Genomic DNA, 24,441 nt, shown 5'->3' with positions numbered 1-24,441 from the left:
GGGAACTGTGAAGTCCGGGAGCTGTTCTGATAAATAGCGTGTTTCGGAATGGTCGGTCGCCTTGCGGGACTTATCCGAACACGTGCGCACATGATGAGTCATCACACGGGCTGTCTCACCTGCTCAGCGCCCCAACGCGGCCCGCAGGCGGTCGACATCGGTCGTGGGTGCGTCACAGGTGAAGTTCCGGCAGACATACGCGGCCGGTTCTCCGTTCACGAGTGGCCGGTCCGCGAGCAGCGGGAGTTCGTCACTCTCCGGAGTGCCCACGGCGACGACCGCCCCGGGCGCGGTGGCCAGCAGGGCCGCCCGGTGGAGCTCCCGGGTGGCCGGTGCGTCGGCCGGTCCCACGACGGCGACCTCGCGCGGTCCGTCCAGCAGCGCCTCCGCGGTGGCCAGGCCCCAGCCGACGAAGCGCGGGGCGCGCGGCGCGAGCGCCGTGACGACCCCCAACGCCCTTTCGGCGGCCGTGCGATGGGGCTCGGAGCCGGTCTGCGCCGCGTAGCTCAGCAGCGCGCCGGCGGCGGCGCTCCAACCGGACGGCGTGGCGTTGTCCGTCGGGTCCTGCGGGCGGCGGATGAGCCGCTCGGCGTCGGCGGCCGTGTCGTACAGCGCACCCGACTCCCCGTCGGTGAACCGGACGAGGACATGGTCGAGCAGGAAGCCGGCGAATTCCAGCCAGACGCCCTCGCCGGTCACCGAGGCCAGCGCGAGGAACCCCTCCGCCACGTCCGCGTAGTCCTCCAGCACCCCCGCGTTGGCGCCGGCCCGGCCGTCCTTGCTGGTACGGGCGAGGCGGGCGTGCTCGTCCAGGTGGACCCGGACGAGGAGGTCGGCCGCGCCGAGCGCCGCGTCGACCAGATCGGGCCGGTCGAAGTACGCGCCGGTCTCGGCCAGCGCGGCGACGGCCAGCCCGTTCCAGGCGGCCACGACCTTGTCGTCCCGGCCGGGTGCCGGGCGCCCGGCCCGCGCCGCGAGCAGCCGCCCGCGCACCGAGGCCAGCGCGGCGGCGTCGAACACGGCTTCCTGCTGGGGGAGTTGCAGGACCGAGGCGCCCTCCTCGAAGGTGCCCTCCTCGGTCACCCCGTAGTACCGGGCGGCGAGCCGCCCGTCCTCGTCGCCCAGTACCTCGCCGAGCTGCCCGGGCGTCCAGACGTAGTACGCGCCCTCGACGTGCCGTCCCGAGCCGTCGTCGCTGTCGGCGTCGAGCGCGGAGGCGAACCCGCCCTCGGCCGTGCGCAGTTCGCCGACCATGAAGTCGGCGGTCTCCAGGGCGACCCGGCGGGCGAGCTCCGAACCGGTGGCCCGCCACAGGTGCGCGTACACCCGGCACAGCAGCGCGTTGTCGTACAGCATCTTCTCGAAGTGCGGCACCCGCCACTCGCGGTCCACCGAGTAGCGGGCGAAGCCGCCGCCGAGCTGGTCGTAGAGGCCGCCGCGGGCCATCCGCTCGCAGGTGTCGGACGCCATCTGCAGCGCCCCCTCCGACCCGGTGCGGGCGTGGTGGCGCAGCAGGAACTCCACGACCATGGACGGCGGGAACTTGGGCGCCCCGCCGAAGCCGCCGTGCGTGGCGTCGTAGTCCCGGGTGAGTCCGAGCAGCGCCTGCGCCAGCTCCTCCTCGCCGGGCGGCCGGGAGTCGCCGAACCCGATCTCCCGTCCGGCGAGGTCGCGCACGATCTTCCCGGCCACCTCGGCGACCTCGTCGCGCCGGTCGGTCCACGCGCTCCGCACGCCCTCCAGCACCTGCCGGAACGAGGGCATGCCGTGCCGGGACTCGGGCGGGAAGTAGGTGCCGAAGTAGAACGGTTCGGCGTCGGCCGTCAGGAAGACGGTCATGGGCCAGCCGCCCTGCCCGGTCGCCGCCTGCACGGCCTCCATGTAGACGGCGTCGACGTCCGGCCGCTCCTCCCGGTCGACCTTGACGCTGACGAAGTGGGCGTTGAGGTAGGCGGCGGTCTCCTCGTCCTCGAAGGACTCGTGGGCCATCACGTGGCACCAGTGGCAGCTGCTGTACCCGACGCTCAGCAGGACCGGCCTGCCGCTCCTGCGCGCTTCCTCGAAGGCCTCGGCCGACCAGGGCCACCAGTCCACCGGGTTGTCCGCGTGCTGGAGGAGGTAGGGGGACGTCTCATGGGCCAGTCGGTTCGGCATGGGGTCCATCCTGCCGCAGTACCCGCGGGGCGGCGCGGATCGCCCCTGCCCGGCGTGGATCACCCGGGACCCGCGCGGAACACCCCGGCCCCGGAGCGGATCACCGGCTCCCGGCACGGGTAGGTGAGGAGTCGGTGCGGTCGCCGTGAGGGGCTCGGGGCGGGCCGGAGGCTCTCTCGCCTTCCCCCCGCGTCCGCAGGACACTTGACCGGGAAAGCCGTTGCCGTCGGAGGGGGACGCGAGATGCGGGAGCGCCATCGGGCCGAGGCCGAACAGCTGTTGGCCCGGGCCGTGGAGGAGGAGGTCCGCCGGTCGGGCGGGCGGACCGACGGAAGCGGGCTGCTGGCACGGGCCCGGGCCTCCCTGGACACGATGGCGCAGACGGCCGCGGAGGAGTACGAGGCCTATACGGCGGCACTGGACGAGGCGGAGGCCAGCCGGCTGACCTTCGGGCAGCGCTACGCGCGCGAGGGCGCCGGAACCCCCCTGCTGGTGGCGGCCGTCGCCGCGCTCGCCGCCGGTGTCGCGGACCTGGCGCTCGGCACCGGCGCCGGCACCGCGGTGGGCGCCGCGGCGGTCGTCGGCGTCGCGGGGGCCGCCGCCACCGTGGCCCGGGTGACCGCGTCCCATCTGCCGGCGGCGAGCCGCCGGGCGGGCGCCCTGAGCCGGCCGGGCGGCCCGGAGCAGCTGCGCCTCGCGTGGCTGACCGCGCTCGAGGTGCGGGGTGTCCGCCCGTTCGTCGACCAGCAGCGCGTGCTCAGCGCGACGACCGGCGCGAAGAAGGGCGCTCCCCAGCTGCGCCGCACGGACAAGAGCGCGGCGGCGCGCAGGCGCAGTGTCCTGGAGCAGTCCTTCGGCCAACTCCCGGAGCCGGCGGGCCCGTTCGCGGGCCGTCGCCAGGAGCTGCAGCGGGTCACGCAGTGGGTGCACGCGGCGCGCGCGAGCACCGAGACCAGACCGACGGTCGTCGTGCTGCACGGCGCGCCCGGCTCCGGCCGCAGCACGCTCGCCGTACGCGCGGCCCACGAGCTGAAGGACCAGTTCCGCGGCGCCTGCGTGGTGGACCTGCGCGGCGACAGCCCGGAGGAGTCGCCCCTGTCCACCCGCGACGCGCTGCTGCATCTGCTCAACCGGCTCGGCGCACCCCGTGAGCAGCTGCTGTTCCGTGAGCGCTCCTCGCAGGACCAGCAGGTCAGGCGCCTCGCCGAGCTGTACCACCAGCACCTGACGGGCCTGCCCGTGACGATCGTGCTGGACGACGCGAGCGATGTGGAGCAGGTGCGCACCCTGGTGCCCGAGCGCTCCGACAGCCTCGTCGTGGTCACCGCCCGCAAGCCCCTCGACCTGCCGGCCGATCTGCCCGCCTGGGTGCACCAGCTCGCGGTCGAGCCGCTCGCCGAACCGGGCGCCGAGGAACTGCTGAACGCCGCGGCGCAGGACTCCTCGTCACCGTACGACGCCGAATCGTGCGAACGCATACGGGAGTTGTGCGGCGGCCTGCCGCTGGCGCTGCGCATGGCGGGCTCCTCCCTCGGGCCGCGCACCCCACGCACGCTCGCCGCCGACCTGGCGGCCTACGGTCCGGTCGAACCGGTCGAGCGGGTGCTGTGGCTGCGCTACACGGACCAGTCGGACACCGCGAGACGGCTGCTGCGACGGCTCGCTCTCGCGGGCCGGGCGTCCCTGGGCGCGGCGGCCGCCGCGGCCCTGCTCGCCACGGACGAGCCGGAGGCGACCCGCCATCTGGAGGCGCTGTCCCGCGCCGGTCTGATCGACCATGTCCGGGGCAGCCGCTACCGCCTGCACGACCTGGTGCGGGCGTTCGCCCAGGCGCGGCTGCTGGACGAGGAGGAGCCGTCCGAGCGCACGGCCGCGCAGGAACGCCTCATCGTGAACTACGCGGAACTCGCCGACTCGGTGATCCGCCTGGTCGACGGCAAGACGTCCACCCGCGCCGACCAGTTCGGCCCGCACGGCTTCACCTCGCTGGACGCGGCCCTGCGCTGGCTGGACGACGAGTCGAGCTTCATCACGGCGGCGCTGCGGCACGCGGAGGGCGTCGACCAGGGGGCGGTGCTCCATCTGCTCGGCGCGCTGTGCGACTACTGCCTGCTGCGCGGCGACCTCTACCGCCTCGGCGAGATCAGCGAGCTGACGCAGGCCGTCGACCAGGGCCTGCTGATGCGCTCGGTGCAGTGGCGCACCGGTATCGCGGCCCGCCAGCTCGGCGAGCTCGACAAGGCCCGGACGACCCTGACCTCGGTGGTCGACCTCTACTTCGAGGCCCATCACGACGCGGGCGCGGCCCGGGCCCTGTGCTCCCTGGGGATCACCCTGCACCACCAGGGCAGTCTCACCGAGGCGGCGGCCAGGCTCCAGGAGGCCCTGGACCTCCAGGCCTCGCCGGGCCTCGCGGCGGACCGCGCGTGGACGATGCACGCGCTGGCCGCCGTGGAGCGGGACCGGGCGCGTCTCGGCGAGGCCCTGGACCTGCTGACCCGGGCGCTGGTCCTGCACCGCGAGGGCGAGTCCGTGCACGGCGAGGCCTGGGCGCACTTCCAGCTCGGGCAGCTCGGCCTGCGGATGGGGGACGTGCCGCGCGCCGAGTCCGAGCTGCGGGAGGCCCTGGATCTGTACGGCCGCACCCGCGACCCGCGCGGCGAGGCCTGGGCCCTGACCCAGCTGGCCAGGGCCAGGCTGGTCGACGGGGACCCCTCGCCCGCCGTGGACGGCCTGCGCCAGGCGGCCTCGCGCCACCGGGAGAACGAGGACTCCCGCGGCGAGGCGTGGACCGTCTACTACCTGGGCCAGGCGCTGGAGGAGACAGGCAACCTCGACCACGCGGTGCGTGAACTGGAGCGCTCACGGACGATGTTCTCGCGCATCCGGGACGTGTACGGGTTGGCGTGCGCACGCCACCACTCGGCACGGGTGACGCGCGACCAGCGGGCCGCGCAGACCGGCTCGCTGCGGAACTCGGGGTTCGCCCGGCAGCTCCTGGTGGACGCGCGGGCCGACTTCCAGCGGATCGGCGTCGCCCACGGCGAGGCCTGGACCTGTCTGGAGCTGGCGGTGGTGGACGCGGGCAACGCCCGGACCCAGTCGGCGCTGGACCTGTGCGACGAGGCGTCCTCGCTCTTCGCCTCGTACGGCGACCGCCGCGGCGGGGACTGGGCGCGCTTCCTGCGCTGCACGCTCCTGCCGTACGCCTCTCCCGGTGGCGCCGAGGTCGGCGGGGCCGTCGCCCAGGAGGAGCTGTCCCAGTTGTCCCGCACCGGTCATCCGGCCCGTGACGGCAAGCTCGACGACTGCATCCAGGCGTACCAGTTGCTGCTGGCGCGCGGCGTCGACCTCGACGCGGGCTGGCAGGCCTGGCGCCTGGGCATGGTCCCGAACCGACACGCCCGGGAGGTCATGGGCGTCCCCGTGACGGCCCGGCGAGCGTAGGCCGCACGGGCGGCGGCGCGGTCCGTCGACGCCTTTGGTCAGGCCGCGCCCTTGGTCAGGCCGCGCCCTTGGTCCGGCCGCCCCGGACGGCGCCCACGGGTCGGTCCCGCGGCCCCGTCGACCCACGGCCCGGACGACCCACGGCCCGGACGACGGACTCCCGGCGCCGCGACCGTCAGGGGCGGCGGCGCGACCGGCACGGCGGGAGCCGGCGCCCGCGTCGGGGATCACGTGTGGTCCCGACCGCGCCCCGGACCGACGGCGTGCCGCACGGCCGCCGCGCCCGCGCCGGACGCCGTCGGTACGGGGCGGGGCGGGGCGGGCGCGGGGCGGGCGCGGGGCGGGCAGAGCGGTGCGTCCGCGGCGGCGGACCGAGGCGCCGCGTCCGGCGCCGCCGATGCCGGGCGCCTCGCGCCTTCGCCGTGCCGCGGCCGGACGTTCAGCCCTTGGCGGGCGAGGCCTTGCCGCCGGAGGGGACCGCCTCGTCGGAGGCGCCCGGCTCGGGGGCCTCCTTGAAGTCGACCTTCCCCATGTGCCGGTTCATGCTCTTCATCAGCCCCCACACGGCCAGGGCCATCACCGCGAAGACGATGAAGCCGAGGACGCCGGGGGTGACCTTGTTCTCGTCGACCTCCTTGGCGAGGGGGACGAGGTGCGTCAGTGCCAGGCTTGCGCTCATGTCAGGCATTGTCGCGGATGCCCGCGAAGAGGTCGTCCTCGGGGAGGGCGGTGGCGACGAGGGACTTCGCGAGTTCGTACTCCTCCGTCGGCCAGACCTTCTTCTGGACGTCCATCGGCACGCGGAACCAGCCCCCGTCGGGGTCGATCTGCGTGGCGTGGGCGATCAGGGCCTTGTCGCGGATCTCGTAGAAGTCGGCGCAGGGCACGTGCGTCGTCAGGGTGCGCTCGGTGCGCTCGAACTCGTCCCAGCGCTTCAGCCAGTCCGCGTACGGCGACTCCAGTCCCCGCTCCAGCATGGCGTTGTGCAGCGCCTCGGTGCGCGGGCGGTTGAAGCCCTGGTTGTAGTAGAGCTTCTGCGGCCGGAAGGCCGGGCCGAATTCCTGCTCCGGGTACTTCTCGGTGTCCACGGCCCCCTCGAACGCCACCATCGAGATCCTGTGGGTCATGATGTGGTCGGGGTGCGGGTAGCCGCCGTTCTCGTCGTAGGTGGTGATCACCTGGGGACGGAACGCGCGGATCTTGCGCACCAGCTCGCCGGCCGCCTTGTCGACGTCCTCCAGCGCGAAGCAGCCCTCGGGGAGCGGCGGCAGCGGGTCGCCCTCCGGCAGGCCCGAGTCCACGAAACCGAGCCACTCCTGCTCGACGCCGAGGATCTCGCGGGCCTCGTCCATCTCCTTCTTGCGCACCTCGTGGATGTGCTCCTCGACGTACTTGTCGCCCTGCAGCTTCGGGTTGAGGATGGAGCCGCGCTCCCCGCCCGTGCAGGTCACCACCAGCACGTCCACCCCCTCGGACACGTACTTGGCCATGGTCGCCGCGCCCTTGGACGACTCGTCGTCGGGGTGGGCGTGGACGGCCATCAGTCGCAGCTGGTCAGTCAAGACTCAATCCTCGTAGGTCGGCGCCCCTGTGTGAAACGGCGCGATCGGCGGCTTCTATAGTGACCGAACCGGAAGGTGAAAAATTCCGGGACCCGGCCCCGCACACGCGCGGTGGAGAGGACGATCATGAGTACGGTGCAGCTGCCCGAGGGCCGGTACGGCCGTTCCCCGGACGAGCGCGCCGACCGCGGGCTCAGGATCATCGGCGCGGTCATGGGTGCGGCCCTGCTCGCCCTGATCGGGTACTTCGCCTTCCACTACGTCGGCGGCAACAGGATCAGCGCCGAGGTCATCGCGTTCGACACCTCGGCCGGCGCGGTGGAGGTGCACCTGGAGGTCCGCAAGGACAGCGGGGTGACCGGCTACTGCACGCTCCGCTCGCAGGCCGAGGACGGCACCGAGGTCGGCCGCGCGGACTTCCGCTTCGACCAGGACGCCACCCGTGTGGACAAGGTCGTCACCCTCCGTACGACGGCTCCCGGCACCACGGCGGAGCTGCTCGGCTGCCACGCGGACTGACCCCGGGCCCGGCGCGACCGGAAGCCCGCGGGCGCGGGCCGGGGAGGCCGCGCCCGACGTCGGCGGATGTCACTTCCGCCATCCACGCCGTGGCCTGCGCCTACGTAATTCTGATGGCTTATGTCCTCCCCCTTCGCGCCGTGAATTGTTAGGCTCGTGGTTTCGCCCACCCGTGAAAGAACATTCTTCTGGGTAGGGCGATGCTTTGTATTCCCAGTACCTACGAGGAGCACCTGTGACCCAGACCAGCGAGAACGTCACCTGGCTGACCCAGGAGGCGTACAACCAGCTCAAGGCCGAGCTGGAGCACCTGTCTGGTCCTGCGCGCACGGAGATCGCCGCCAAGATCGCGGCCGCGCGCGAGGAGGGGGACCTGCGCGAGAACGGCGGGTACCACGCGGCCAAGGAGGAGCAGGGCAAGCAGGAGCTCCGCGTGCGCCAGCTGACCCAGCTCCTGGAGAACGCCAAGGTGGGCGAGGCCCCGGCGGCCGGCGGCGCGGTGGCGCCCGGCATGGTCGTGACCATCGCCTTCGACGGCGACGAGGACGACACGCTGACGTTCCTGCTCGCCTCGCGCGAGTACGCGAGCGCCGACATCGAGACGTACTCGCCGCAGTCCCCGCTCGGCTCCGGTGTGAACGGCAAGAAGATCGGCGAGGACGCCGAGTACGAACTGCCGAACGGCAAGCTCGCCTCGGTGAAGATCCTCAAGGCCAAGCCGTACGCCGCCTGAGCGTTCCGTCCGACCCGCCGTCCCGGCGGGACATCGCCCGATGAGGCCCCCGGCGCCGCTGCGCCGGGGGCCTCACGCCGTGGTCAGGCCGAGGCCGAGCGGTACTTGCGCACCGCCAGCGTCCGGAACAGGACGACGATCACCACCGAGTAGATCAGCGAGGCCCAGACCGCGTGCTGCATGGGCCAGGCGTCGGACGGGGAGACGCCGGGGTTCCCGAAGAGCTCACGGCAGGCCTGGACCGTGGCGCTGAACGGGTTCCAGTCGGCCACGTGCTGGAGCCAGGGGGTCATCCGGCTGGAGTCCACGAACGCGTTCGAGATGAACGTGACCGGGAAGAGCCAGATCAGCCCGCCCGAGGTGGCCGCCTCGGGGGTGCGCACGGACAGGCCGATCAGCGCGCCGACCCAGGTGAACGCGTATCCGAGGAGGAGCAGCAGGCCGAAGGCGGCCAGCACCTCGGGCGCGCTGGTGTGCGTGCGCCAGCCGACGAGCAGGGCCACGATCGCCAGCACGAACAGCGTGAGCGCCGTCTGCACCAGGTCGGCGAGCGTCCGGCCGGTCAGGACCGCGCCGCGTGCCATCGGCAGGGAGCGGAAGCGGTCGATGAGGCCCTTGTGCATGTCGTCGGCGATACCCGCTCCGGCACCCGCGGTCGCGAAGGTGACGGTCTGCGCGAAAATGCCGGCCATCAGGAACTCGCGGTAGGTGGCGGGGTCCGTGGTCCCGCCGATGTTCATGGAACCGCCGAACACGTACGAGAACAGCACGACGAACATGATCGGCTGGATGAGCCCGAAGATGACCATCTCCGGAATGCGGCTCATCCTGATCAGATTGCGCTTGGCCACGACGAGGGAGTCCCGGACGGACTGCCCCAGGGAGCCGCCGGGGACCGCGGTCCGCACGGCATCGGTGACGGCGCTCATTTGGCCTCCTCCTCTTTCTTCTTCTGGTGGCCCTTGGCGTCCGCGGCCGTGCCGTTCTCCTCGTCCCGCTGCTCGGCGAGGTGGCCCGTCAGCGAGAGGAAGACGTCGTCCAGGGTGGGGCGGCGCAGGCCGATGTCGTCGATCTCGATGCCGCGGGTGTCCAGCTCGCGGATCACCTCCGCCAGCAGCTTGGCCCCGCCGCTGACGGGCACGGTCAGCATGCGGGTGTGCTCCTCGACGGTGGTCTCCCCCTTGCCGAACCCCCGCAGCACCTCGGACGCCGTCGCGATGTGCTCGCGGTCGTGCACGACGACCTCCACGCGCTCTCCGCCGGTCCTGGCCTTGAGCTCGTCGGAGGTGCCCCGGGCGATGACCCGCCCGTGGTCGACGACGCAGATGTCGTGGGCGAGGTGGTCGGCCTCCTCCAGGTACTGGGTGGTGAGCAGCAGAGTCGTGCCGCCGGACACCAGTTGCTTGATGACCTCCCAGAGCTGCTGCCGGTTGCGCGGGTCGAGGCCCGTCGTCGGCTCGTCCATGAACATGACGGGCGGTGAGACGACGAGCGCCGCCGCGAGGTCGAGCCGGCGCCGCATGCCGCCCGAGTACGTCTTGGCGGGGCGGTCGGCCGCCTCGGTGAGGTGGAACTGCTCCAGCAGCTCGACCGCGCGGGCCTTGGCCAGCTTGGACCGCATCTGGTAGAGCTGGCCCACCATGTGGAGGTTCTCGCGGCCGGTCAGATACTCGTCGACCGCGGCGAACTGGCCGGACAGCCCGATCGAACGGCGTACCTCGTTCGGATGCTTGAGCACGTCGATGCCCGCCACGAATGCCTTGCCGCGGTCGGGCCGGAGCAGGGTGGTGAGGCAGCGGACGGTGGTCGTCTTGCCCGCGCCGTTCGGCCCGAGCAGGCCGAGGACCGTGCCTTCCGGCACGTCGAGGTCGACGCCGTCCAGAGCCTTTACGTCACCGAAGGTCTTGACCAGGCCTTCGGCGTAGATGGCGCCTGGCATGAGAGTTCTCCCAAGGGTCGGGGATCCTGAGAAAGGGTCAATCCTTGCCTGTTCCGGCACGCCGGACGAGCGAATTTCGCAGCGCGCCACGAAGAGCCGTGACGAGAGACACACCATAACGCGATGTATCGCGTCTCCTCAACCGCTTTTCCGCATCCCGCACGCCGCACTTCACACCGCAGCACCCGGGCACCGTACGCGCCCGGACCCGAGTCGGCCCGGCTCAGTCGATGACCGTGTATCCCGCCTGCCGGAGTGCCGAGTTCACGTGGGCGCGGTGCTCGGGGCCCTTCGTCTCCAGTTGCAGTTCGACCTCCACCTCCGTGAGTCCGAGCCGCGGATCGGTCCGCACGTGGCTCACGTCGAGGACGTTGGCGTCGGCCGCGGACAGCACCCCGAGGAGCGTCGCGAGCGCGCCCGGCCGGTCCGTCAGCCGCAGCGTGACCGCCAGGTAGCGGCCACCGGCGGCCATGCCGTGCCGCAGGATGCGCTGCAACAGCAGCGGGTCGACGTTGCCGCCGGACAGTACCGCCACGACCGGGCCCTCGAACGCCTCCGGCGCGCTCATCAGCGCCGCGACGGGGCTCGCGCCGGCCGGCTCGACGACCAGCTTGGCCCTCTCCAGGCACAGCAGCAGCGCACCGGACAGGTCGTTCTCGGAGACCGTACGGACCTCGTCCACCAGGGACTCGATGATCCGGAACGGCACGTCGCCGGGCCGCCCCACCCTGATTCCGTCGGCCATCGTCGCCGGGTTCTCCACAGACACCGGCCGTCCGGCCGCCAGCGAGGGCGGGTACGCGGCGGCGCCCGCCGCCTGCACCCCCACGATCCGTACGTCCGGGCGCAGCGCCTTGACGGCGACCGCCATGCCCGCCGCGAGACCGCCGCCGCCGATGCCGACGACGATCGTGCGCACCTCGGGGCACTGCTCCAGGATCTCCAGGCCGACCGTGCCCTGCCCGGCGATGATGTCGGGGTGGTCGAAGGGGTGGATGAAGACCGCGCCCGTCTCGGCGGCGTGGCGCTGCGCCGCCGCGAGCGTCTCGTCCACCACCGTGCCGTGCATCCGGACCTCGGCCCCGTAGTGCCGGGTCGCCGCGATCTTCGGCAGCGGGGCGCCGGTCGGCATGAACACCGTGGAGCGCACCCCGAGCAGCGAGGAGGCCAGGGCGACGCCCTGCGCGTGGTTGCCCGCGCTGGCCGCGACGACACCGGCGGCCCGCTCCTCGGGAAGCAGCCCGGCGATCCGCACGTACGCGCCGCGCAGTTTGAACGAGCCCGTCCGCTGGAGGTTCTCGCACTTGAGGTGCACCGGCGCCCCCACCAGCCCGGACAGGCGCCTGCTGCCCTCCATCGCGGTGGTCCGCGCGACACCCGAGAGCATCTTCTGCGCGCCGAGCACGTCGTCGAGGGTGACCAGCGGCAAGGAGTCAGCCGTGCGGTAGCTCATGACCACCAGTCTCGCAGTTCGCAGCGCGCCCCAGCGGGCGTGACCAACGTCCGAGACCGGGTTTGCCCAGCGCCGGTACGGCCCGCCCCCCGTCCGCGTACTCTGTCCCCCAACCCAGCCCCACGCATGAATAGAGCCCCCGGCCATGCCCACAACACCTGAAATGTCGATGGACATGACGACCGTCGGTGACACCGGTCTTCTCGAAACGCTCCAGCACGAGGTCGCGGTGTTCGCCCGCCGTGCCGAACAGACGCGGCTCGGCGGAGTCGGCCAGGTACGCAACTCGATGGACCGTGCCGCGTACCTGCTGCTCAACCGCCTGGACAAGGAGGGGCCGATGGGCGTGAAAGCACTCGCCGCGAGCATGGGCATCGACTCGTCGACGGTCACCCGGCAGGTGGCCCCGCTCGTCGACACCGGGCTCGTCAAGCGCACCTCGCACCCAGAGGACGGGCGCGCCGTGGTGCTCCAGCTGTCGCCCCGCGGCCTCTCCCGGCTGGACGAAGTCCGTTCCTCCCGGCGGCAGTTGATGGCCGAGCTGACCCAGGATTGGGCCCCCGAGGAGCGCCGGGCCTTCTGCGCGCTCCTCACGCGCTTCAACGACGCGCTCTCCACCCGGATGGCCGCCACGCCGTCCGTGGACGCACCGGCCTCCTCCTGATCCCGGCGCGCCACCCGCGCAGGCGTCCCCGCCCGGCACCCGACCGCGTCCGGCGCCCCTCCCGCACGGCTTCCCGCGGCCCTTCCCGCGCCGCGTCCGGCAGCTCGTGCCGCCGGGCTCTTGACCGGGGGCACACCGCCGGTCTCATATGAGACCGGGTCCTGTCGTACGCGGCTGTCCTCCGCGTACGCCACCAGGGCCGCGTTTCCCACCGTCGGGAGGCAGGGTGCGAGAGCGGCAGGCGTCCCGGAACGCCCGCCGTGCCCGGGAGTTCGAGGCATTCGTCGCGGGCGCGGCAGGGCGGCTGATGCATGCCGCCACGCTGCTCACGGCGGAGCTCCCGGACGACAACCCGCGCGCGCGGCGGCTGCTGACGGCCGCCCTCGCCCACACGTACGCCGTCTGGGACGGGCTGCGCGGCGAGGACCCGTACGACAGGACCCGGCAGTATCTGGCCGTGGCCTTCGCGCGCGGGGCGTGGCACCAGTACGGCGGGCTCGGCCTGGCGCACCCGTGGAGCCGCCCGAAGCCCGGTGGCACCCTGTCCTGCCTGAGCCCCCACGAGCGCCTGATCCTCGTCCTGCGCATGTACGAGGGCGTTGCCGAGGAGCAGGCCGCGGCGATGCTGGCCCTGCCCGCGGAGCGCGTACGGGCCGTCTGCGCGCGGGCGATGGCGACGCTGCTGCATCCGCCGCGCGAGGCCCCCGCGGTGATCGCGGAGGTGGCGCCCTCATGAGCCCGGTGAACCGCAGGGAGGCCGAGGTCCGGCGGCTCCTGGAGGAGCCGCAGCCGCCGGTGCCGCCCGACCTGTACGCGGAGGCGGTGCGCCGGGGCGGCCGGATGCTCCGGCGCAGGCGCGCGGCCCGGCGCCTGATGTGGTTCCTGGTGGTCGCGGCCCTGGTGGCCTTCGCCGTGTGGGCGTCCGTGGCGCAGCCGTGGGTGGAGCCGCCGTCGGAGACGACTCCACCGCTGACCGGCTGGTGAGGACCGCCCGCCCCGGAGGTCGCGGACCCCGCGGGGCGCGGCGTGCCGCGGGTGGCTAGCCCAGGGCCTGCTGGAGGTCCTGGAGGAGGTCGTCGATGTTCTCGATGCCCACGGAGAGGCGGACGAGGTCGGCCGGCACCTCCAGCGCCGAGCCGGCCACGGACGCGTGCGTCATGCGCCCGGGGTGCTCGATCAGGGACTCGACGCCGCCCAGCGACTCGCCCAGGGTGAAGACCTTGGCGCGGTTGCAGACCTCGACCGCCGCCTCCTCGCCGCCCTCGACCTGGAAGGAGACCATGCCGCCGAAGGCCTTCATCTGCTTGGCGGCGATCTCGTGGCCGGGGTGCTCGGGCAGGCCGGGGTAGAGCACGCGCGTCACGCGCGGGTGGCGGCTGAGCATCTCGGCCACCCTGGTGGCGTTCTCGCTGTGCCGGTCCATGCGGACGGCGAGCGTCTTGATGCCGCGCAGCACCAGCCAGGAGTCCATGGGCCCGGCGACCGCGCCCATCGCGTTCTGGTGGTACGCCAGTTCCTCGCCGAGCGCCGCGTCCGCGACCACGAGCGCACCGCCGACGACGTCGGAGTGGCCGCCCATGTACTTGGTCAGGGAGTGCACGACGACGTCCGCGCCGAGCGCGAGCGGCTGCTGGAGGTAGGGGCTGGCGAAGGTGTTGTCGACGACGAGCCTGGCGCCCGCCTCACGCGCGACGTGCGAGAGCGCCGCGATGTCGGTGATGCCGAGGAGGGGGTTGGAGGGGGTCTCGACCCAGATCGCCTTGGTCGCCGGGGTCAGCGCGGCCCGTACGGAGGCGGGGTCGCTGGTGTCCGCGACGGACCACTCCACGCCCCAGCGCGAGACGACCTTCGCGAAGAGGCGGAACGTGCCGCCGTACGCGTCGTTCGGGATGACCACGTGGTCGCCGGGGCTCAGCAGCGTACGCAGCAGGCAGTCCTCGGCCGCCAGCCCGGACGCGAACGCGAGTCCGCGGCTGCCGCCCTCCAGGGCGGCGAGGTTCTCCTCCAGGGCGGTCCTGGTGGGGTTGGCGCTGCGGCTGTACTCGTAGCCGCCGCGCAGCCCGCCCACGCCGTCCTGCTTGAAGGTCGAGACCTGGTAGATCGGCGGGACGACCGCGCCGGTGAGGGGATCGGCGGTGTTGCCCGCGTGGATCGCCACGGTTTCGAAGTGCTGGCTGATGTGCCTGTCGCTCATGGGCACCGAGCGTAGTGCGCCCGCGGGACCGGTGGCGGCCCGCGGGGGTGGCACGGGTCCGTGTCCCGTGCGGCGGGGGCGCGGGCGGCCGCTGTCGCCGCGGCGGGGGCCGTCCTCCCGGGCGACGGGAGTGCCTGTGGGCGGGCCCGCGCGAGGGCGCTCGGAGGGCTGCCGTGACGGTCCGGTCCCGGCCCGTGACGGGGCTGTGACCGGTTCGCACCCGACCGGGTTCGCCAATTGTCGGACCCGTCTGGTTCGCTTGAGGCATGGAGATTCTCTGGGTCCTGATGGCGCTGCTCATCCTGGGGTTCGTGCTGGGCCCCGTCCTGATGCGCAGGCGCGCCGGTGTCCAGCAGGTCGCCCCCGGCGACCCGGACGGCGCCGACCCGGCGAACTACGGCTTCCTCCGCCAGGAGGAGCTGGACATCCGCATGCCCGGCCCCGACCAGGACCTCCTCGAGGTCCTGGACCTGGTCCAGCGCACCCAGGACTACCGGGCCGCGTCGCAGCTCCTGGCCGGCACCGAGACGGAGGGCGAGCGCCGCTGGCAGCGCGTCCAGGCCTTCGCGGGTGCCGCCTCGCTCGAACTGCAGCAGCGTCCCGGCGGGGTGGGCGAGAGCCCCGGCGGGCAGTGGCTGCGGGTCTGGCGGGCGGAGCACCCCAAGGACGCGGGCGGCGCGGCGGTGCACGCGGAGTTCCTGGTCCAGCAGGCGTGGCGCACGGCGACGCCGGGCACCGACGAGTTCCGCATCATCATGGAGGAGGCGGCCTCGGCGTGCGGCGACGCGGCACTGCTGGCGCCCGGCGACCCCGTCCCGTACATCACCGAGCTGTCGGTGGCCCGCGGACTCGCCTATCCGCAGGCCGAGTTCGAGAAGCTCTGGCTGAAGATCCTGGACCGCGCGCCCGCCCACATGGGAGCGCATCTGGCGGCCCTGCACTACTGGTGCGAGAAGTGGCACGGTTCGCGGGAGACGGCGTACTCCTTCGCGGAGGCCGCGGCGGCACGTGCCCCGCGGGGTTCCCTCCTGGCGGCCATGCCCCTGTTCGCGGTCTTCGAGCACCTGCCCGAGGTGAACCTGGTCAGCAGCTTCTACCAGAGCGAGGTCGTGACCAAGGCCGTGCACGGGGCGCTCTTCGCGGTCCACGCGGCGCGCTCCGACGACCCGATGCTCGCCCATGTCCGCCACCTGCTGGTCTTCTTCCTGGTCCGCGGCGAGCGCTGGGCCGAGGCGATGAACCAGCTGGTGCACATCGACGGGCATGTGGGTGCCCTGCCCTGGACGCTGACGTCCGACCCGGCAGCGGACTACGCGGTCTACCGCGCGCTGGCGGTCGCGGGCTACGAGGCCAACGGCGGCAGCCCGGCGACCCTGTCGCACTGACCGCGTGCCGCCCGGGCGGACTGCGGAATGCCGCCGGGCGCCGGGGCGTTGCGGTCGAAGGCGAACCACCGGCGCATCACGGGCGCCGACAGCCGAGGAGTCCGCATGTTCCCGTACGGCCGCAACCCGCGGCTGCCCACCGCCGAACAGGCGCTGAGCGGCCGCTCCCAGCCGATGTACTCGATCCCCGAGCGGCACACCGTGCTCGGCACCCGACTGCTGGGCCCGTACCCCGAGGGCCTGGAGATCGCCGACTTCGCCCTGGGCTGCTTCTGGGGTGCCGAGCGCACGTTCTGGCGGCTGCCGGGCGTCCACACCACGCTGGTCGGCTACCAGGGCGGCTTCACCGAGCACCCCGCGTACGAGGAGGTCTGCTCGGGACTGACGGGACACGCCGAGGCGGTCCGCGTGGTCCACGACCCCGCCGTGCTCCCGTACGAGCGCCTCCTCAAGCACTTCTGGGAGGCCCACAACCCGACGCAGGGCTTCCGCCAGGGCAATGACGTGGGCACCCAGTACCGCTCGGCCGTCCACACCCACACCCCGGCGCAGGCGGCCGCCGCCGAGGCATCGCGCGAGGCCTACGGAAGGGTGCTCACCCGCACCGGCCACGGCCCGATCACGACGGAGATCCTCCCCGCGGAAGGCCGCCCGTTCTACCCGGCGGAGGGCCACCACCAGCAGTACCTGGACAAGAACCCGGCGGGGTACTGCGGGATCGGCGGGACGGGGGTCTCGTGCCCGGTGGGGGTCGCGCCCCCACCGGGGCCTGCGGAGCAGTAGGTCCGCGGGCGTGGGGAGCCGGCGGCGTCGGGACCACCGAGCGGAACGGTCGCGTCGTCGAAAGCGCCGCCCACCGGCCCTGATCCGGGGAGCGGCGCGCCCTGCGGCGGCGGAACCCTCGCAGGGCGGGGTCCGCCTTCTCCCGGTGGGCCGCCTCACGGGCAGCCCACCGCCCGATCAGCCCTCCGCGCGGGCGGGCAGCCGCCAGCCGGGGCGCGGGAAGTGGCAGGTGTAGCCGTCGGGGTAGCGCTCCAGGTAGTCCTGGTGCTCGGGCTCGGCCTCCCAGAAGGGGCCGACCGGCTCCACCTCGGTGACGACCTTGCCCGGCCACAGGCCGGAGGCGTCCACGTCGGCGATCGTGTCCTCGGCCACCCGCTTCTGCTCGTCGTCCACGTAGTAGATCGCCGAGCGGTAGCTGAGGCCGATGTCGTTGCCCTGGCGGTTCTTGGTGCTCGGGTCGTGGATCTGGAAGAAGAACTCCAGGATCGCGCGGAAGTCCGTCTTCTCGGGGTCGAAGAGGATCTCGATGGCCTCCGCGTGCGTGCCGTGGTTGCGGTACGTCGCGTTCGGTACGTCTCCCCCGGTGTACCCGACGCGTGTCGCCGTCACGCCCGGGAGCTTGCGGGTCAGGTCCTCCATGCCCCAGAAGCATCCTCCTGCCAGCACTGCCCTCTGCGTCTGCGCAGCCATTGCGGCCCTCCAATTTCTGTCAGCTCGGTCACTCTGGGCCACTCGGCTCGCACACCACCGGAATCCCCTGGCCACTCTCCTCAACACGCGAGGGCTCCCGGCGATTCCGTACGCACCGGCCGGGGCCCGGTCACGCTCTGTGCCGGCGCGTGGCCGGGGGCCGTGGGGCCGGGAGGCCGGGGGCCGGGAGGCCGGGGGCCGGGGGGCCGGGGGGCCGGGGGCCGGGAGGCCGGGGGGGAACCTCGCTCACCGCGGTTGCGCGAGTGGCCCGCGCCACCGGCCCGCGTAGGCGCAGGGCCGGCTTCGCCCCACCACGTCCCGTTCCGCCACGTCCCGCCCCGCCTCGCCCCGCCCCGTTCGGCGACGCGTCCCCGCGTCCGTGCCCCGGGGCTGCAGGTCAGGGCCGCAGGTGGGCCAGCAGTTCCTCAGCGGCGGGGTAGCCCGGCTCCTCGGGAAGCAGCCGGGCGGCCGACTCCGGTTCGCCGTCCTTGACGAGTGCGTGGATCTCGTGGGCGAGCGGGGTCACGTCACTGATCGACACGATCCACTCGTCCGCGTACCGCGCCGACGCCTCACCCGAGAGCCCGAGTTGCAGTGAGCGGTACGGCAAGGGGCGCAGGTGCAGATCGCGTTCGGGATCCCACTGGACGCGGGCCGGCGCGCGCTTGAGGTCGCGCTGCCAGGCGCTGCGATCGGGGTGCAGTCCGCGGACGTAGTGCGACAGGCAGGCATGGCGCAGCGCCCAGTCGAAGCCGTCGCGAGTGATCTCGACGGCGAGGACGGTCTCCTGGCCCTCCTTCGTGCCCCAGCCGGAGCGGTACATCATCCACAGGAAACTGGGCTTGATCCACGTCATGCGGTCGGGCTTCCAGGTGACGGGGAAGCGGCCCTTGCGGGCGGCGGGTCCGCCGATCTCCGGGCGGTACGCCTGGTAGACGGTGACCGTGGACGCCGTGTGGAGCGCGCGGATCGTGCGGAGCGGTTCTTCCATGGCGTACAGCGTGGGCTCGGCCGCCTCGGGTGACCACCGATTTTCGACCCGCCACCCGGTCCGACCGAGCACGCCGGCGACAGCACGGTGCGTGTTGTCGGTGCCGCACCTGCGCCCGGACGCCTGAGTTCACGCAGGCGGCCATGTGGCGTCCCGGCAGGACCCGGGTCGGGCTACTCCACCTCGATGCCGAAATCCTGAACGAGTTCGCCCAGGCCGCCCGTGTATCCCTTGCCGCCCAGCACGAAGTCCCAGTCACCGTTCGCCCTTCGGCGGAAGGAGCCGAGTACCAAGGCGGTCTCCTGCGGGCGGCCGTCCGAGACCTCGAGCCGCCCCGTCTCGGTCAGCTCCGGGTCGAGCAGGCGGATGGACGCGTCCGTGAAACCGGAGAGGTCGGCGTCCGGGTTGACCTCCGGGTCAATGGCCGCCACGAGCACGAACCGGTCGGCCTCATCGGGCAGTCCGTCGAAGAAGACACAGATCGCGGCCTTGTCGGGCGCGGTGGCGGGGAGAGCGCGCACCGAGCCGTCCGGAGTCCGGGGGTTGTTGAAGAAGACGAAGTGTTCGTCACTGAGAACCCGGTTGCCGCGGCACACGAGAGCACACACGTCCAAGGCGACGCCTCCGGTCCACGACATGCCCAGGACGTTGTAGTCGTCCGGCAGCCGAGCGTCCGGCACTGAGGGCGTGGGAGCTGCTGGGGCCTGCCGTCCACCGTCACCGAGCTGCCCGCGCAGCCCGTGCCGATGCAACAGGTCCACGAGCTCGGCGCCCGAGATGAGTTCGAGCGGCTTGCCGTTGGCGAAGGTGTGTGAGCCGGGACCGAACCCTGACGTCGTCACAAGGACGCCCTTGTTGGCCCCGGCGTCCTGCACGGTTCCGTACAAGTCACGCACGGCGGTGGGCGGCACCGTGTTGCGGTAGCGCTTCACCTGGACGACGATCTTGCCGCCTCGGATCGGTGTCGGGTCCAGGGCGTCGACGTCCACACCGCCGTCGTTGGAGCGTTGGGTGGTCACCGCCTGCATACCCATGGCCCGGAAGAGATCGGCGACGAGATTCTCGAAGGCGATCGGGTCCATGGCCAGGAGGTCCGGTTCCTCGTCGCTGCCGTGGGAGACCACACGGTTCCCGACGTCCTGAGGCCGCCTGCTCGGCCGTACCGGTGTGAGCTGGTCCGGCCGGGCAGAGAGCTGTCCGCGCAATGCGTCAGCCAGGCAACTGCCCGCGTCCACCTGCGCAAGGTGCAAGTCGCGGAACGAGGAGCCCGAGGCCATGACAGTCGCGAGGAAGATCTCGCCCGGTCGGCCTGTGGTGGGGTCGTGCCCGTCGACGAACCCGTTCAAGGTCACCGATTCGAGCGCGCCCAGCTCATCCGCGGCGAACAGCTCATGGAGGACGAGCAGCATGCACTGAGCCAGGACTTCCCTGTACAGGGCGCGGCGCCGGCCCACCGGGCGCGGCGTCTCCTTGTCCTGGTCGACTCCGGACATGTACCTGACCGCCTTGGCTTCCGGTACAACGCCGTAGGCGGGCAACTCCCAGTCCAGGACCAGTTGCCGGGCCTGCGGGTCGTAGGCCGCTGCCACCTGACGGGGGAAGCCTTCCGGCCATGCCGTCGAGGCGTAGAGCGCTGCGGAGAAGTACTCGATCACGGAATCGGGATCCCGGCGCCTCACCCCTTCGATTGTCGCGGCGACACCCATGTTGTGCCGCCGCACATCGGCGAGCCGGGTATCGACCCATCGCCGGTACTCCCGCTCGTACGACGCCAGTTGCTGCTGTCTCCGGGCCTCCGCGGCCTGGGCGTTCTGCCGGTCCCGCTCGAAGCGCGCTCGCGCTTCGGCCTGCGCCTGGGCCCGGCGACTCGCAGTCCAACCGCTCTGGGTCTGGTAATGACTGAAATCGGGCATGGGCACCGGCTGTGCCAACGGTCCGGGTGCGAAGGGCTGCACGTCCTCGGGCCGTATGAGGGAGGAGGCCCTGAAGGCCGGCGCCCGGCAACCCGAGGCAAGGAGACCTTGCAAGGACGCGACCTGCGCGTCCAACTCCTCCGTGCGCCGCAGAGCTTCTGCCTGCCGGTACTCGCGGTGGCTCTGGGCGGCTCGCCGCTGATAGGCCCGCGCCTGCTGTTCCTGCTGTCTCCGCCGCCTGGCTTCGGCTTCCATCTGGCGTTGCTGCTGCCGTTGCACATCTGCCCATGCACCGACAAAACCAGTAGATCGACGACTCATGTGCTGCAGGCCCTCCCCAGGACGTTCACAGCCGAAAGGCACCCTGGCTGTCCCCACAACCAGGTGTGACGAGACGACTCTAGCCAGCAATCACCGTCTCGCACGTCCACTCGTCAACGGAAGCATGGGCAGCCCATCTCCGCAGGTCAAGGTGACTGAGGGGTAACCAGGCGGCGCCGGGCCGCAGCGGCGAGTACCTACCCGGGAGGAGCCGTGCCCCGCCGGCGACCAGTCGCGCACCCGCGTCGCCGATGGACGAACCGCCCGGGGGCCGTGGTCGGCAGACCGCCGAGGCAAGGATCATGGCTCCCGTGATGAAGTGGAAGAAGAGGACGCCCCCGCTCGGGCGGTCGGAGCGCGCGCCGGAACTCCCCGACCACCGGCGGGCGATGCGTGATCGGCTTCTCGCGGCGCCGGTGGTGCCCGCGCCCGGACCGTGGCGGCCCGTCTTCGACCACGGGTACGGCGTCCCCGTGGGCGGACTGCTCGGGATCGGCTTCGCGACGGACCCCGGTACCGGCCGCGATCTGGTGATGACCGTCTCGCACGACGGGCACGGCCTCTTCGACGCGGTCACCGGCGAGAAGGTCGCCAGGGACCCTGACCCGTATCCGGAGGGCGGCACTCCCGACGCCGCCGCCGACCTGTCCTGCCCAGGGCCGGGGCCGCTCGCCGGGAGCCGCGTACGGATCGCCGGGCTCTTCGGCGGCGGGCTGCACACCACCACCGGGGACGGCTGGACCCTCGAAGTCGTCACCCCGGCTCGGCCCGACGAACGGATCCTGCTGTCGACCGACGGCGGGCTCCCCCACTCGGGCCCGCACGGCGAGGGGTGGTGGCACATCTTCCACTCGGACCACTCGACATTCCGCGCGGCCGGCTTCTCCCCCTCCGGCCGGACGATCGCGGTCGCGACGAGCAGCGACCTCTCCCTGTGGACCCGCGCCACGGACGACCCGCGCGCCGAGGGCTGAGGCATGACCGGAATCGGACGGACGGACGGGCGGAGGCGGCGGAGTTGAGCGTCACGGGTGCGTGGATCGTCGGCGCGGTGCCCGACCGGGCCGTACGGCGTGTGCGGAGCACTCCGGCCGGGAACCCGCCGCCGGCACCGGAGTCCCGTGACGAGGCCGCGGAACTGGCCTGGTGGCGCGGCCGCGCCCACGCGCCCATGTTCACCCCGTCGGTGAGCTGCCCCGGCGACTGGATCGCGGGTGAGGACGCCGTCCGGCTCAGCGCGTTCCTCCACGCCTGCCACGACGACTCCGAGCACGCGGAGCGGCTGCGCGACACGGTCATGGACCTGTTTCCGCCCGACGCGGGAGAGGGCCTGTTCATGGCCGCGGCACGCGGGGCCGACCCGTTCTCCGCCCTGGCCCACGCGCTGGGTCCCGACGCGACGCTGCGGCTGCCGGGCCGGTTCGGGGACTTCCTTCTCGACGCCGGGCAGGTCCGCGCGCGACTGCCCGTCGTCGAGAGGACCCTCGCCCTGACCGGAACCCGACGCCGCGACGCCGTCGAGCGAATCCACATGTGGACGACCGGCCTGGGTGACGACCCGGCCCACGACGCGGACGAGCTGCTCGACGGCCCGCTCCGCGTTCTGCGCCACGCCGCCCGCACGGGTCTCGGGGCAGCGGGCCAGGTCCGCTGGTACTGACATGCCCGGCGGCGCCGACCGTACGGTCCGCCGGCAGCAGCCCCGCTCCCGGCGGGCCGCGGCGCGCCGGACACCGGGGGCCACGCCCTCAGCCCTCCTCGCCCCGGTCCTGCCGGCGGGCCGTCTGCTTCCTGACCGAGCGCCAGCGGGAGCGGGTCTGCTCGACCACGCTGTCCCACTCCTGGCGGACCTCGTGGTCGGTGGGCCGGTGTCCCCGGCGGATCCGGTCCAGCTCGTCCGCCACCTCGCGCCCCAGGGCCGCCGACGCCACGAGGACGAGCATGGCCGCGAACAGCGCCGAGATCATGGCGAACACGGCACCGACCACGCCGTACCGCGAGGCGTACGAGTTGAAGAGGCGCGGCAGGTAGATCGACGCGCCCAGCGAGTAGACCGCCGACAGCACGGCACCGGTCGCGCCGAAGGGCAGCAGCTCACGCGCGCCGATCCGCTTCGCCGACAGGATCCAGCCGCTCCAGACGAGGAACACGGCGGTCACCGCGATCTCGCCCGCCGCGGCGACCACGCCCAGTCCGCCGCTCCGGGAGGGCGTGGAGAGCAGGGTGGTCGACACGACGTAGACGGCGAGGGTGGGGATCCAGTACAGGCCGTTGCGGGTGTTGCGCACACTGAGCGGCTTGAGGTCCCACGCCTGCTCGAAGAGCCGTTGCGTGGCGCGCGCGAAGCTCAGCACCGAGATGGTCAGGAACAGCACCCCGAAGACCCCGACGCTCGCTCCGGCGCCCTCGGCGGGTGAGAACAGGGAGTCGACGGCCTGGGCGCCCGCGCCGGTGAGCTCGTACCGTCTGATGATCCGCTCGGCGGCGTCGTAGTGCACCAGGTTGCCCAGGAGGGCGCCGAGCAGGACGGAGATGGGGACCAGGGCCGTGAGGGCGCTGGAGGCGAGGGCCATCGAACGGTCGAAGCCCACGACCCTCTGGAACCGGCCGACGACCCGCAACGCGAACGCGGGACGCAGCCAGAACGTCAGCGTCCCGACGAGGCGTTCGCGATTGATCCCCGCCGTGCTGCCCTCCGAGAGATCGGGACCGGACCTTGTGGGGTCGCGAGCCTAACGGAAGGTCATCACCCGGACACGGGGCGACACGGGCACGGGCCGACAGGGGTACGGGGGGAGTCGGGCGCCCGTCACACCTCCCGGCGGTCGCTCCGACCCTCCCGACCCCGATCCCGGCCCCGGTCCAGGTCCAGGTGCCGATCGTCGTCGGGCTCGCGGTCCGCGGTGCGGTAGTACGACGCCACGCCGGGCTGGCCCGTGTAGTTGGGGCCTGCGTGCGGGTCCGCCCCGAGGTAGGTGAACGGGAGGGCCACCTCCCGGCCGCCCCGCAGGCTGAGGCGGTGGTGGCGGGCCTCGTACCGGAACCCGGCGGCGCGCAGGGCCGCGAGGACCGGGCGGGACGCGTCCGTGCCGTCGGCGCGCCGCAGCGAGGAGGGGTCGAGGTGGGCGACCAGCAGACCGGTGCCGGTGAGCCAGGAGGCGGCCCGTTCCAGCAGGCCCAGCCGGTCCCCCACGTAGTGCAGCCCGTGCACGCAGGTGATCAGGTCGTGGCGGCGTGCCGGGGACCACCCGCCGAGGTCGGCGGTGACCAGTTCGAGGCCCTCGGGCAGCGCCGCCGGAAGCATCGGGCCGACGAGGTCCACTCCGGTGATCACGGCCCCGGGCAGCAGCCGTGCCGCCGCGCGGAGGGCGAGCCCCTCTCCGCTGCACAGGTCCAGCCAGGACGGGGCGGGTCCGCGGCCGGCCAGGAACTCGGCCGGATCGAGGCCGAGTTCACGGGCGTAGCTGTTGACGCCGGTCAGCACCCGCTCACGGTTCATCGTGCTGTTGGCGACCACCGAGTGGCCCGTCAGCTCGTCGTCCCCGACCAGCCGGGGCCGCGGCGGGACCGTCGCCCGCGAAGCACTCTCACGCATCGGACCATTGTCGTGCAACGGCCGGCGAAACGGTCCGGAAGAGGGCTCCCCGGTCTGGTCGGAACCCCCCGGTCTGGTCGGAGCCCCCCGGTCTGGTC

Annotated in this window: 22 protein-coding genes; 10 read left to right on the top strand and 12 right to left on the bottom strand. The window is 72.8% G+C overall.

All coding sequences use genetic code 11. The features are described 5' to 3' along the window. Positions 1–123: 123 nt before the first annotated feature. Positions 124–2,154 (bottom strand): thioredoxin domain-containing protein, encoded by a 2,031-nt coding sequence (locus IE265_RS01240; RefSeq protein WP_190033365.1) that lies wholly within the window; start codon positions 2,152–2,154, stop codon positions 124–126. A gap of 243 nt (positions 2,155–2,397) precedes the next feature. Between IE265_RS01240 and IE265_RS01235 the strand changes: the two genes are divergently transcribed. Further along, the gene (locus IE265_RS01235) at positions 2,398–5,601 is read left to right on the top strand and encodes a tetratricopeptide repeat protein (RefSeq protein WP_190033364.1); all 3,204 of its coding nucleotides are present in this window, start codon (positions 2,398–2,400) and stop codon (positions 5,599–5,601) included. Positions 5,602–6,040: 439 nt separating this feature from the next. On the opposite strand, the gene IE265_RS01230 is transcribed toward IE265_RS01235, so the two are convergent. Both IE265_RS01230 and mca read right to left on the bottom strand, forming a co-directional pair. Next, positions 6,041–6,289 carry a hypothetical protein gene (locus tag IE265_RS01230; RefSeq protein ID WP_190033363.1) on the bottom strand — a complete coding sequence of 83 codons (249 nt, stop codon included), beginning with the start codon at positions 6,287–6,289 and terminating at the stop codon, positions 6,041–6,043. Beyond that, complete coding sequence (mca, locus tag IE265_RS01225; RefSeq protein ID WP_190033362.1) at positions 6,282–7,163, bottom strand: mycothiol conjugate amidase Mca; 882 nt, start codon at positions 7,161–7,163, stop codon at positions 6,282–6,284. Before mca ends, IE265_RS01230 begins: the two co-directional genes overlap by 8 nt. 126 nt (positions 7,164–7,289) lie before the next feature. Between mca and IE265_RS01220 the strand changes: the two genes are divergently transcribed. Further along, positions 7,290–7,682, top strand: a complete 393-nt coding sequence (locus tag IE265_RS01220) for a DUF4307 domain-containing protein (protein ID WP_190033361.1) — start codon at positions 7,290–7,292, stop codon at positions 7,680–7,682. A gap of 235 nt (positions 7,683–7,917) precedes the next feature. Then, the gene (greA, locus tag IE265_RS01215) at positions 7,918–8,415 is read left to right on the top strand and encodes a transcription elongation factor GreA (RefSeq protein ID WP_190033360.1); all 498 of its coding nucleotides are present in this window, start codon (positions 7,918–7,920) and stop codon (positions 8,413–8,415) included. Between the two features lie 83 nt (positions 8,416–8,498). On the opposite strand, the gene IE265_RS01210 is transcribed toward greA, so the two are convergent. From IE265_RS01210 to ilvA, 3 genes are all read right to left on the bottom strand, one after another. Continuing rightward, entirely contained in the window at positions 8,499–9,344 is an 846-nt protein-coding gene (locus IE265_RS01210; protein WP_190033359.1) for an ABC transporter permease, read from the bottom strand. Then, on the bottom strand, positions 9,341–10,354 hold the full coding sequence (locus tag IE265_RS01205; RefSeq protein WP_190033358.1) for an ATP-binding cassette domain-containing protein: 1,014 nt from the start codon (positions 10,352–10,354) through the stop codon (positions 9,341–9,343). Before IE265_RS01205 ends, IE265_RS01210 begins: the two co-directional genes overlap by 4 nt. Positions 10,355–10,577: 223 nt before the next feature. Then, entirely contained in the window at positions 10,578–11,807 is a 1,230-nt protein-coding gene (ilvA, locus tag IE265_RS01200) for a threonine ammonia-lyase (RefSeq protein ID WP_190033357.1), read from the bottom strand. Positions 11,808–11,970: 163 nt separating this feature from the next. Here ilvA and IE265_RS01195 point away from each other — a divergent pair, with 163 nt between their 5' ends. The 3 genes from IE265_RS01195 to IE265_RS38105 all read left to right on the top strand — a co-directional run bounded on the left by IE265_RS01195 (position 11,971) and on the right by IE265_RS38105 (position 13,455). Further along, a complete protein-coding gene (locus tag IE265_RS01195; RefSeq protein ID WP_190033356.1) occupies positions 11,971–12,471 on the top strand; it encodes a MarR family winged helix-turn-helix transcriptional regulator in 501 nt (166 codons plus the stop codon). A gap of 226 nt (positions 12,472–12,697) precedes the next feature. Continuing rightward, the gene (locus IE265_RS38110; protein WP_229915966.1) at positions 12,698–13,207 is read left to right on the top strand and encodes a sigma factor-like helix-turn-helix DNA-binding protein; all 510 of its coding nucleotides are present in this window, start codon (positions 12,698–12,700) and stop codon (positions 13,205–13,207) included. Then, positions 13,204–13,455, top strand: a complete 252-nt coding sequence (locus IE265_RS38105) for a hypothetical protein (RefSeq protein ID WP_373302877.1) — start codon at positions 13,204–13,206, stop codon at positions 13,453–13,455. Before IE265_RS38110 ends, IE265_RS38105 begins: the two co-directional genes overlap by 4 nt. Before the next feature lie 55 nt (positions 13,456–13,510). Here the strand turns inward: IE265_RS38105 and IE265_RS01185 are convergent, their stop codons facing one another. After that, entirely contained in the window at positions 13,511–14,665 is a 1,155-nt protein-coding gene (locus IE265_RS01185; protein WP_190033355.1) for a cystathionine gamma-synthase, read from the bottom strand. A gap of 266 nt (positions 14,666–14,931) precedes the next feature. Between IE265_RS01185 and IE265_RS01180 the strand changes: the two genes are divergently transcribed. Both IE265_RS01180 and msrA (IE265_RS01175) read left to right on the top strand, forming a co-directional pair. Then, on the top strand, positions 14,932–16,050 hold the full coding sequence (locus IE265_RS01180) for a hypothetical protein (protein WP_190033354.1): 1,119 nt from the start codon (positions 14,932–14,934) through the stop codon (positions 16,048–16,050). Between the two features lie 105 nt (positions 16,051–16,155). Then, positions 16,156–16,833: a peptide-methionine (S)-S-oxide reductase MsrA gene (gene msrA / locus IE265_RS01175; protein WP_190033353.1), complete on the top strand. Its 678-nt coding sequence runs from the start codon at positions 16,156–16,158 to the stop codon at positions 16,831–16,833. 177 nt (positions 16,834–17,010) lie between these two features. Here the strand turns inward: msrA (IE265_RS01175) and msrA (IE265_RS01170) are convergent, their stop codons facing one another. The 3 genes from msrA (IE265_RS01170) to IE265_RS01160 form a co-directional block, all read right to left on the bottom strand. Continuing rightward, entirely contained in the window at positions 17,011–17,523 is a 513-nt protein-coding gene (gene msrA / locus IE265_RS01170) for a peptide-methionine (S)-S-oxide reductase MsrA (protein ID WP_190033352.1), read from the bottom strand. A gap of 397 nt (positions 17,524–17,920) precedes the next feature. Next, positions 17,921–18,514 (bottom strand): DUF4291 domain-containing protein, encoded by a 594-nt coding sequence (locus IE265_RS01165; RefSeq protein ID WP_190033351.1) that lies wholly within the window; start codon positions 18,512–18,514, stop codon positions 17,921–17,923. Between the two features lie 173 nt (positions 18,515–18,687). Further along, positions 18,688–20,748, bottom strand: coding sequence for a restriction endonuclease (locus tag IE265_RS01160; protein WP_190033350.1), 2,061 nt, complete (start codon positions 20,746–20,748; stop codon positions 18,688–18,690). Between the two features lie 302 nt (positions 20,749–21,050). Between IE265_RS01160 and IE265_RS01155 the strand changes: the two genes are divergently transcribed. Together IE265_RS01155 and IE265_RS01150 are read left to right on the top strand one after the other, a co-directional pair. Continuing rightward, positions 21,051–21,722, top strand: coding sequence for a hypothetical protein (locus IE265_RS01155; RefSeq protein WP_373302876.1), 672 nt, complete (start codon positions 21,051–21,053; stop codon positions 21,720–21,722). A gap of 44 nt (positions 21,723–21,766) precedes the next feature. Continuing rightward, the gene (locus IE265_RS01150) at positions 21,767–22,408 is read left to right on the top strand and encodes a hypothetical protein (RefSeq protein ID WP_190033348.1); all 642 of its coding nucleotides are present in this window, start codon (positions 21,767–21,769) and stop codon (positions 22,406–22,408) included. Positions 22,409–22,496: 88 nt separating this feature from the next. On the opposite strand, the gene IE265_RS01145 is transcribed toward IE265_RS01150, so the two are convergent. Together IE265_RS01145 and IE265_RS01140 are read right to left on the bottom strand one after the other, a co-directional pair. Then, on the bottom strand, positions 22,497–23,369 hold the full coding sequence (locus tag IE265_RS01145) for a YhjD/YihY/BrkB family envelope integrity protein (protein ID WP_494486016.1): 873 nt from the start codon (positions 23,367–23,369) through the stop codon (positions 22,497–22,499). A 188-nt stretch (positions 23,370–23,557) separates the two neighbouring features. Then, a complete protein-coding gene (locus IE265_RS01140) occupies positions 23,558–24,343 on the bottom strand; it encodes a class I SAM-dependent methyltransferase (RefSeq protein WP_229915964.1) in 786 nt (261 codons plus the stop codon). Positions 24,344–24,441: the final 98 nt, after the last annotated feature.

Source organism: Streptomyces fructofermentans, assembly GCF_014651055.1.
In the GTDB taxonomy this organism is placed as follows: Bacteria; Actinomycetota; Actinomycetes; order Streptomycetales; family Streptomycetaceae; genus Streptomyces; species Streptomyces fructofermentans.
This window is presented reverse-complemented; position numbering and strand designations above follow the sequence as displayed.

What these genes read in the sequence shown, in the direction of transcription:
- IE265_RS01240 (WP_190033365.1), bottom strand. Translation starts at nt 2,154, where the DNA reads ATGCCGAACCGACTGGCCCATGAGACGTCCCCCTACCTCCTCCAGCAC.
- IE265_RS01235 (WP_190033364.1), top strand. Translation starts at nt 2,398, where the DNA reads ATGCGGGAGCGCCATCGGGCCGAGGCCGAACAGCTGTTGGCCCGGGCC.
- IE265_RS01230 (WP_190033363.1), bottom strand. Translation starts at nt 6,289, where the DNA reads ATGCCTGACATGAGCGCAAGCCTGGCACTGACGCACCTCGTCCCCCTC.
- IE265_RS01220 (WP_190033361.1), top strand. Translation starts at nt 7,290, where the DNA reads ATGAGTACGGTGCAGCTGCCCGAGGGCCGGTACGGCCGTTCCCCGGAC.
- IE265_RS01210 (WP_190033359.1), bottom strand. Translation starts at nt 9,344, where the DNA reads ATGAGCGCCGTCACCGATGCCGTGCGGACCGCGGTCCCCGGCGGCTCC.
- IE265_RS01205 (WP_190033358.1), bottom strand. Translation starts at nt 10,354, where the DNA reads ATGCCAGGCGCCATCTACGCCGAAGGCCTGGTCAAGACCTTCGGTGAC.
- ilvA (WP_190033357.1), bottom strand. Translation starts at nt 11,807, where the DNA reads ATGAGCTACCGCACGGCTGACTCCTTGCCGCTGGTCACCCTCGACGAC.
- IE265_RS01195 (WP_190033356.1), top strand. Translation starts at nt 11,971, where the DNA reads ATGTCGATGGACATGACGACCGTCGGTGACACCGGTCTTCTCGAAACG.
- IE265_RS38105 (WP_373302877.1), top strand. Translation starts at nt 13,204, where the DNA reads ATGAGCCCGGTGAACCGCAGGGAGGCCGAGGTCCGGCGGCTCCTGGAG.
- IE265_RS01185 (WP_190033355.1), bottom strand. Translation starts at nt 14,665, where the DNA reads ATGAGCGACAGGCACATCAGCCAGCACTTCGAAACCGTGGCGATCCAC.
- IE265_RS01180 (WP_190033354.1), top strand. Translation starts at nt 14,932, where the DNA reads ATGGAGATTCTCTGGGTCCTGATGGCGCTGCTCATCCTGGGGTTCGTG.
- msrA (WP_190033353.1), top strand. Translation starts at nt 16,156, where the DNA reads ATGTTCCCGTACGGCCGCAACCCGCGGCTGCCCACCGCCGAACAGGCG.
- msrA (WP_190033352.1), bottom strand. Translation starts at nt 17,523, where the DNA reads ATGGCTGCGCAGACGCAGAGGGCAGTGCTGGCAGGAGGATGCTTCTGG.
- IE265_RS01165 (WP_190033351.1), bottom strand. Translation starts at nt 18,514, where the DNA reads ATGGAAGAACCGCTCCGCACGATCCGCGCGCTCCACACGGCGTCCACG.
- IE265_RS01160 (WP_190033350.1), bottom strand. Translation starts at nt 20,748, where the DNA reads ATGAGTCGTCGATCTACTGGTTTTGTCGGTGCATGGGCAGATGTGCAA.
- IE265_RS01155 (WP_373302876.1), top strand. Translation starts at nt 21,051, where the DNA reads ATGGCTCCCGTGATGAAGTGGAAGAAGAGGACGCCCCCGCTCGGGCGG.
- IE265_RS01140 (WP_229915964.1), bottom strand. Translation starts at nt 24,343, where the DNA reads ATGCGTGAGAGTGCTTCGCGGGCGACGGTCCCGCCGCGGCCCCGGCTG.